The following is a 7,834-nucleotide window of genomic DNA, read 5'->3' as shown; positions in this document are numbered from 1 at the left end:
GGTGGCCGGCGCGCGCACGCTCAGGCGACGCGTCGCAGGTCCGGGCGCATGCGCACGACCACGACCGCCTGGACGACCGTGATCGCCGCGAGGACGACCCAGACCGGCGACAGGCCGCCGGTGACGTCCCGCACGTACCCCATGGCAAGGGGACCCACTGACGCCACGCCGTAGGAGAAGAGGAAGGCCATGCCCGTGAGCCGGCCGCTCGCGGACGGCGTGAGCGCGTAGCGGACGAGGAGCACGAGCGCCAAGGAGAAGGCCGACCCCTGCCCGAGCCCGAGCACGACGACCCACACCCACGGGGCCGTCTCCGGCATCCCCCAGATGGCGAGGCAGCCGATGATGCCGAGCACCGCAGACGGGAAGAGCAGTCGCCGCAGGTCGGTCGTCCGGTCGCTGAGCAGCGGTCCGAGCAGACCGGAGAGCACCTGGGAGCCGGCGAAGGCGGCACCGAGGTAGCCCGCGGCGGACCGGTTCCAGCCGAGCTCGATGTAGGTCGGTGGCAGCCAGGTCACGGCAGAGTAGAAGGACCAGGACTGGAGCGCGAGGTAGCCCGCGACGAGCCAGGCCGTCGGGTTCCGCCACGGCAGCCGGCCCCGGCCTTCCTCACCGGGTGTGTGGTGCGGGTTGGCACGCAGCGTGAACGGGGCCCACGCAAGCAGTCCGACGAGCACGAGGATCGTCCACGACGCGAGCGAGCCCTGCCAGGAGCCGAGGCGGTCGGCCAGCGGTGCTGACACGGCCGACGCGAGGGCGGCCCCGCCCATCATGGCGAACATGTAGAGCCCGGTGACGAGCCCGGTGCGCTCCGGGGGGAAGAACGTCTTGACGAGCCGGGGGAGGAGGGTCCCCGCGACGGCGATCCCGACGCCCGCGACGAACGTCCCGACGTAGAGCGTGACGACGTCGTCCCCGAAGTACCGGCTCGCGGTGCCCACGACGATGCAGGACACGGCGGCGAGGATGGCGGCGACCGCGCCCAGGCGGTGGGCGATCGTCGAGGCGACGGGAGCGAACAGGCCCATGCACAGGACGGGAAGGGTCGTCAGGGCGCCGGCGGCGGCGTTGCTCAGGCCCAGGTCGGTGGAGATCGCGTCGAGAAGCGGCGGCACGCTGGTGATCGCCGTGCGGAGGTTGCCCGCGACGGCGACGAGCGCAGCCGCCATGAGCCACGTCGGGGGCAGGGGTCGGGGCAGCCGAGTGGTCGGCCGGGACTCGGCTGTCACGTCGACCGGCCCGCTCGGGCCGACGGTGCGCCGGCGGCCGTCGTGTCGATGACGAGGTCCGCCCTGGCCTTCGTGTCGTCGGCCCTGAAGACGGCCTCCTCCTGCCGTGCCCAGCGATGCCAGTGCGGGCGATACGCCTCCCCGTCGCGGGCGAGCCCACGCTGCCTGCGGAGCGTCTCGTCGGCGTCCACGAACACGCACACGGCGGCATGCGTCCGGGCCGGTCCGACGCTGGAGCCGGCGCCCTCGACGACGAGGAAGTCGGTCGGCTGCACGGTCACCGTCTCGCCCCAGCCCCCCGCGTCCCAGTCCCAGCAGGCGTATGCCGCTGTGCTGGCGCGCGAGATCGGGTCCAGGACGTGGGTGGCGAGGATCCGCGACGACTCCGCGAGGCCGTCCCAGCCCGGGTACAGGCGGTCCATGTGGACGACCTCTACGGTCCCGTAGGAGGTGAGGTCGGCTGCGACACCGTGGGCGAGCGTGGTCTTGCCCGCCCCGCTGCGACCGTCGATCGCCACGACCGCCGTGCTCCCGCACCGCGGTTGCACGTCCAGGGCCAGCTCGACGACGGCCTCGACATGGAGCGGGTCGGCCGGTTCCGTGATCTGGTCCCACATGAGCGCGACCCTACTCGCGATCTAGGCTGGTCCCCGTGACCGTCCGCACCACCGTCGCCACCCGCGTCATCGCCTGCCTCGACGTCGACGCGGGGCGCGTGGTCAAGGGCGTCAACTTCGCCAACCTGCGTGACGCCGGCGACCCCGTCGAGCTCGCGAAGCTCTATGACACGCAGGGTGTCGACGAGCTGACCTTCCTCGACGTCACGGCGAGCTCGGGCAACCGAGAGACGACCTACGACGTGGTGCGGCAGACCGCAGAGCAGGTCTTCATCCCGCTCACGGTCGGAGGGGGAGTGCGCACTGCCGACGACGTCGACCGGCTGCTGCGGGCCGGGGCGGACAAGGTCGGGGTCAACACGGCGGCCATCGCCCGGCCCGAGCTCATCTCCGAGGTGGCCGACCGCTTCGGCGCCCAGGTCCTTGTCCTCTCGGCCGACGTCCGCAGACGGGTCGACGAGTCCGGACGCCGCACCGACGACTTCGTCATGACGACCCACGGCGGTCGCACTCCCGTCGACCTCGACGCCATCGAGTGGTGTGCCCGGGCGGCCGAGCTCGGCGCCGGGGAGATCCTGCTCAACTCGATGGACTTCGACGGCACCAAGGAGGGCTTCGACCTCGAGCTGATCCGCCGCGTCCGGGCGGCGGTCACGGTGCCGGTGATCGCGAGCGGCGGCGCCGGGCGCGCCGAGCACTTCGCCCCAGCCGTCGAGGCCGGGGCCGACGCCGTGCTTGCCGCGAGCGTCTTCCACTTCGGCGAGCTCACCGTCGGCGAGGTCAAGGCGGCGATGCGGGCCGCCGGCGTCGTCGTCCGCTGACGCGGCTCGGCCGACACCTCAGGGAGGCCGCCGGAGACCGACCGTGCGGCATCTGGCATTCGGCAGCGGGGAGTCGAGCTGTCAGCCGAGGCCCAGCCGCGACTCCCGGAGCGCGACGACGTCATCGGCGCGTCCCTCGAACTGCACCTCCGCATGGTCACCACGCCCGTAGGCGAAGAGGACCAGCTCCGCCGGGTCGCCCCGCAGGATGACGGTCCCGTGCGCGTCGGGCAGCTTCGCCGCGTGGCGCCCGATCCCGGGCGCGACGAGGACGACTCCTGTGGGAGACGAGCGGAACATGAGCCGGGCCAGCCGTCGCAGGGCGGCCCACAGGGCGCGCTGGAGCTCCTCGGGCAGCTCGCGGGGAGACCAGTCGGGCTGGGCGCGACGGATGTCCTCGTGGTGGACGAAGTACTCCACGAGATTGGCCACCTCGTCGACCTTCGGCAGGGACAGCGGGTTCCACCTCGGGGCGCCGGCACGCACGCGGGACACGAGGGCGTCGTAGTCGCCCTGGGCGAGCGTGCTCTGCTCACGCTCGAGCCGTCCCGCGAAGGTGGGCAGGTAGGCGCCGATGCTGAGGTCCGGCCTGCTCTCCCGGACGAAGAGGTGAGCGGCGAGGTCGCGGGTCTCCCAGCCCTCGCACAGCGTCGGGGCGTCGGGGCCGACCCGCTCGAGCTCGTCGCAGAGCAGCTGGCGTTCGGACCAGGCGTGGCGCGTCATGCCCGCCATCCTCTCAGGGGACCCTCGCTGCAGCCCAAACGCGGTGGCCTCGACGGTCCGGCGCGACCTAGGGTCGTGGGGTGATCGAGCTCGTCCGGCCCACCACCCTCCTCCAGGAGGACTGGTGGGCGCTGGTCGACGAGTTCGGGACGGCACCGATCCACGGGTCGGCCTACCGCGCGGACGAGCGCGCCGACCTCGAGCGTCCCGGCGGCCTCGAGGCATGGGTGGACCTGCTCGCCTCCTACGAGGCGCCGGGGTCGCCGCTGCCGGAGGGCTGGGTCCCGGCCTCCTACCGCTGGGTCCTCGACGACGGCCGGCTCGTCGGGACGATCACGGTGCGGCACCGCCTCACCGAGTCGCTCCTCGTCGTCGGCGGCCACATCGGCTACGCCGTACGTCCGAGCGCGCGCCGCCGCGGAGTCGCCACCGCGGCCGTCCGTCTCGCGCTGGGGATCGCCGGCCGTCTGGGCATCGACCCCGCACTCATCACCTGCGAGGAGGACAACATCGCGTCGGCCCGCACGATCGAGGCCTGTGGCGGGGTGCTGGAGGACGTCCAGGGCACGAGCCGCCGCTACTGGGTGCCGACGCAAGGAACCGTCGGTCCTCCGTGAGAGGCTGGGTGGTCCCTCGCTGCAGCACCGAAGGGCCACCCGACCCCGTCCGACCCGCACGACCCGCACGACGTCAATTGGGAGCACCACCCGTGAGCATGCCGGCCACCGCCACGCCCAGCCCGCGGTCGACCCTTCGCGAGGGCCTGTCCGTCGTGCGGCGGGGGATCAAGGGACAGCCCCGCTGGTTCACGCTCGCGGTCCTCGGCGCCACCGTCTACGGCGTCATGACCGGCCTCATGGCCTGGGCCATCGGCTGGGTCGTCGACGAGGCCGTCGCCCCGGCGATCGAGGCCGGCCGGGTCACGGCGAGCCAGCTCTGGTTCATCGGCGGGGTTCTCGCTGCGGTCACCGTCGTCAACGTCCTCGGAGTCATCGGACGTCGCCTCGCCGGCGGGATCGCGATGTACAACCTGGGGGCCCAGTACCGGCGGGAGGTCACCCGCCAGTACCTCAGGCTGCCCCTGAGCTGGCACCACCGGCACCCGTCGGGGCAGCTGCTGTCCAACGCCAACGCCGACGTCGAGGCGACGTGGAACATCTTCGCGCCGCTGCCGATGGCGATCGGGGTCGTCGTCATGCTCGTCTTCGGCATCGTCCAGATGGTCGTCGTCGACCCGTTCCTCGCCATCGTGGGCCTCACCGTCTTCCCGATGCTCCTCCTCGCCAACCTCGCCTTCCAGCGGGCCATGTCGCCTCGGGTGACCCGCGCGCAGCAGCTGCGTGCCGACGTCTCCGAGGTGGCTCACGAGAGCTTCGAGGCCGCCCTCATCGTCAAGTCGCTCGGGAGGGAGGACCACGAGACGGACCGCTTCCGCAGCGTGACGCACGAGCTGCGAGACGCCAACATCGAGGTCGGCCGCACGCGGGGCCGCTTCGACCCGGCGATCGAGGCGATCCCCACCCTCGGCACGCTCGCCGTGCTCCTCGTCGGCACGCTGCGCGTGCGCAGCGGGGACATCTCCGCCGCCGAGGTCGCCCAGATCGCCTACCTCTTCTCGATCACGGCCTTCCCGGTCCGCGCTCTGGGCTGGGTGCTCGCGGAGCTGCCCCGGGCCGTCGTCGGCTGGCAGCGGATCTCCGCGGTCCTCGAGGCCAGCGGAAGCATGCAGTTCGGCGACCGGGAGCTGCCCCGCGGACGTGCCAGCACGGTCGCGACCGAGGACCTCTCCTACGCCTACGAGATCGAGGACGAGCAGGGCGAGGCCGACCTCAACCCGGCCCTGGTCGGGGTCACCCTCGAGGTCCCCGCCGGCTCGACGGTCGCCATCGTCGGTCCCACGGGCAGCGGCAAGTCCACCTTGACGAACCTGCTCATGCGGCTCGTCGACCCCGACACCGGAGCGGTCCTCGTCGACGGTGTCGACCTCCGGCAGGTCCGCCGCGGCGGCGTCCCCGAGGTCGCCGCCCTCGTGGCGCAGCAGACCTTCATGTTCGACGACACCGTCCGCGGCAACGTCACTCTCGGGCGGGACGACGACGACGCCGCGGTGTGGCGGGCTCTCGACGTCGCGCAAGGGACGGACTTCGTGCGCCATCTCGCGCACGGACTCGACACCCACGTCGGAGAGCGCGGTGCGAGCCTGTCGGGTGGCCAACGACAGCGGATCGCCCTCGCGCGCGCCGTGATCAGGGACCCCCAGCTGCTCATCCTCGACGACGCCACCTCTGCCGTGGACCCGTCGGTCGAGCAGGCCATTCTTTCTCGGCTGCGTGAGGCGAGCTCCGGGACCACCGTGCTCGTCGTGGCCTACCGCATGGCGACGATCCTGCTCGCCGACGAGGTCGTCTACGTCGAGGAGGGGCGGGTCGTCGACCACGGCAGGCACGCAGACCTCGTCCAGCGTTGCGCCGGCTACGAACGCCTCGTCACGGCCTACGCCCGCGAGGCTGCCGAGCGCGCCGCCATCGCCGCTGCCGAGGAGCACCCGCGGGGAACCGAGGCGCAGGACCAGCCGGGTGAGGTCGACGACGTCGAGGAGGTGGCCCGATGAGCATGCGCTTCGCACCGCCCGTCGAGCACCATGGCATCGCGTCCGGACGCCATCTGTCGACCTGGGGCATCCTCCGGCGCGGCATCGAGCTCTCGCCCGAGCTGCGCAAGGGCATCGGCGTCACGGTCCTGCTCGCCGGCCTGTCCACCCTGGGTCGCGTCCTCGTGCCGTTCGTCGTCCAGCGGGTCACGGACGAGGGCATCCTCGCGGCCAGCGGACCCGACGTCGACGTCGTCGTGCGCTACATCCTGCTCGCACTCGTCGGGGTCGTCGTGACGGCCCTGTCGGCCTACCTCGTCAACGTGCGCCTCTTCCGATCCTCCGAGAGCGGGCTGGCGACGCTGCGCCTCAAGGCCTTCCGTCACATCCACGACCTCGCGATGCTGACCCAGAACACCGAGCGACGAGGGTCGCTCGTCTCGCGGGTGACCTCCGACGTCGACACGATCTCGATGTTCGTGCAGTTCGGCGGGCTGATGCTGATGATCAACGTCGCCCAGATCACCCTGGCGACCGTCCTCATGCTCATCTACAGCCCGATCCTCGGGCTCGTCGTGTGGGCCTGCTTCGTGCCGCTCTTCTTCATCATCCGCAAGTTCCAGGGCATCGTCGGGCGGGGCTACACGCGGGTGCGCGAGCGGGTCGGCGACATGCTGGGCGCGGTCTCCGAGTCAGTCGTCGGCGCGCAGGCGATCCGGGCCTACGGTGTCGAGGACCGCACCGCCCAGCGGGTCGACGCCGCCATCGAGAACCATCGCACGGCGGCGATCGGCGCCCAGGCCCGATCCGTCATCGCCTTCACGTCCGGGCAGCTCGTCTCGGGGCTGACGACGGCCATCGTCCTCGTCGTCGGGACCGTCCTCGCCTCGGGCGGACGGCTGACGCTGGGCGAGCTGCTCGCCTTCCTCTTCCTCGTCAACCTCTTCACGATGCCGGTCCAGCAGGCCACCGAGATCCTCAACGAGATGCAGAACGCGGTCGCGGGGTGGCGTCGCGTCATCGGCATCATCGACACGCCTGCCGACGTCGCCGACCCCGTCGACGGGGTGACCCTCCCTCGCGGACCGATCACCGTGCGGTTCGAGCACGTCGGCTTCGCCTATCCCGGCGGTGACCCGGTCCTCCACGACATCGACCTGGCCATCGCGCCCCGCAGCCGGGTGGCCATCGTCGGCGAGACCGGCTCCGGCAAGTCGACCCTCGCCAAGCTGCTGACCAGGCTCATGGACCCGACGACGGGACGGGTCCTCGTCGACGAGACCGACCTGCGCGAGGTGAGCTTCGCCTCCCTGCGCCAACGCGTCGTCCTCGTCCCCCAGGAAGGATTCCTCTTCGACGGCACCCTGCTCGAGAACATCCGCTTCGGCAGGCCGGACGCCACCGACGACGACGTCCGTCTCACCCTCACCGAGCTCGGACTCGACGCCTGGGTGACCACGCTGCCCCTCGGTCTCGCCACGGACGTCGGGCAGCGAGGTGAGTCGCTCTCGGCGGGCGAGCGCCAGCTCGTCGCCCTGGCCCGCGCCTACCTCGCCGACCCCGACCTGCTCGTCCTCGACGAGGCCACCTCGGCGGTCGACCCGAGCACCGAGGTCCGGCTGCAGCGCGCCCTCGACTCCCTCACGCGGGGCCGGACGTCCATCGCGATCGCCCACCGGCTCTCCACTGCGCAGGCCGCAGACGAGGTCGTCGTCGTGGACGCGGGCCGGATCGTCGAGCGCGGCCCCCACAGCGAGCTCGTCCGCCTCGGGGGCGTCTACACCGGCCTGCACGAGTCCTGGGTCGCACAGCAGCAGACCCTCTGACTCCGCTCTGACTCCGCTCTGACTCCGC

Annotated in this window: 7 protein-coding genes; 4 read left to right on the top strand and 3 right to left on the bottom strand. The window is 72.0% G+C overall.

Features of this window, described 5'->3' with window-relative positions:
- Positions 1-20: 20 nt before the first annotated feature.
- A complete protein-coding gene (locus tag LOY02_RS09640; RefSeq protein WP_317182136.1) occupies positions 21-1,229 on the bottom strand; it encodes a CynX/NimT family MFS transporter in 1,209 nt (402 codons plus the stop codon).
- Positions 1,226-1,846: a hypothetical protein gene (locus tag LOY02_RS09635; protein WP_317182135.1), complete on the bottom strand. Its 621-nt coding sequence runs from the start codon at positions 1,844-1,846 to the stop codon at positions 1,226-1,228. Before LOY02_RS09635 ends, LOY02_RS09640 begins: the two co-directional genes overlap by 4 nt.
- 35 nt (positions 1,847-1,881) lie before the next feature.
- Here LOY02_RS09635 and hisF point away from each other — a divergent pair, with 35 nt between their 5' ends.
- The gene (gene hisF, locus LOY02_RS09630) at positions 1,882-2,667 is read left to right on the top strand and encodes an imidazole glycerol phosphate synthase subunit HisF (RefSeq protein ID WP_317182134.1); all 786 of its coding nucleotides are present in this window, start codon (positions 1,882-1,884) and stop codon (positions 2,665-2,667) included.
- A gap of 81 nt (positions 2,668-2,748) precedes the next feature.
- Here hisF and LOY02_RS09625 read toward each other — a convergent pair whose 3' ends face one another.
- On the bottom strand, positions 2,749-3,390 hold the full coding sequence (locus tag LOY02_RS09625; RefSeq protein ID WP_317182133.1) for a TIGR03085 family metal-binding protein: 642 nt from the start codon (positions 3,388-3,390) through the stop codon (positions 2,749-2,751).
- A gap of 80 nt (positions 3,391-3,470) precedes the next feature.
- Here LOY02_RS09625 and LOY02_RS09620 point away from each other — a divergent pair, with 80 nt between their 5' ends.
- The 3 genes from LOY02_RS09620 (at position 3,471) to LOY02_RS09610 (ending at position 7,806) form a co-directional block, all read left to right on the top strand.
- Complete coding sequence (locus LOY02_RS09620; protein WP_317182132.1) at positions 3,471-4,007, top strand: GNAT family N-acetyltransferase; 537 nt, start codon at positions 3,471-3,473, stop codon at positions 4,005-4,007.
- A 98-nt stretch (positions 4,008-4,105) separates the two neighbouring features.
- Positions 4,106-6,001, top strand: a complete 1,896-nt coding sequence (locus LOY02_RS09615) for an ABC transporter ATP-binding protein (RefSeq protein ID WP_317182139.1) — start codon at positions 4,106-4,108, stop codon at positions 5,999-6,001.
- A complete protein-coding gene (locus tag LOY02_RS09610; RefSeq protein ID WP_317182131.1) occupies positions 5,998-7,806 on the top strand; it encodes an ABC transporter ATP-binding protein in 1,809 nt (602 codons plus the stop codon). Before LOY02_RS09615 ends, LOY02_RS09610 begins: the two co-directional genes overlap by 4 nt.
- Positions 7,807-7,834 lie beyond the last annotated feature (28 nt).

The organism is Intrasporangium sp., from assembly GCF_032907665.1.
Classification (GTDB): domain Bacteria; phylum Actinomycetota; class Actinomycetes; order Actinomycetales; family Dermatophilaceae; genus Intrasporangium.
This window is presented reverse-complemented; position numbering and strand designations above follow the sequence as displayed.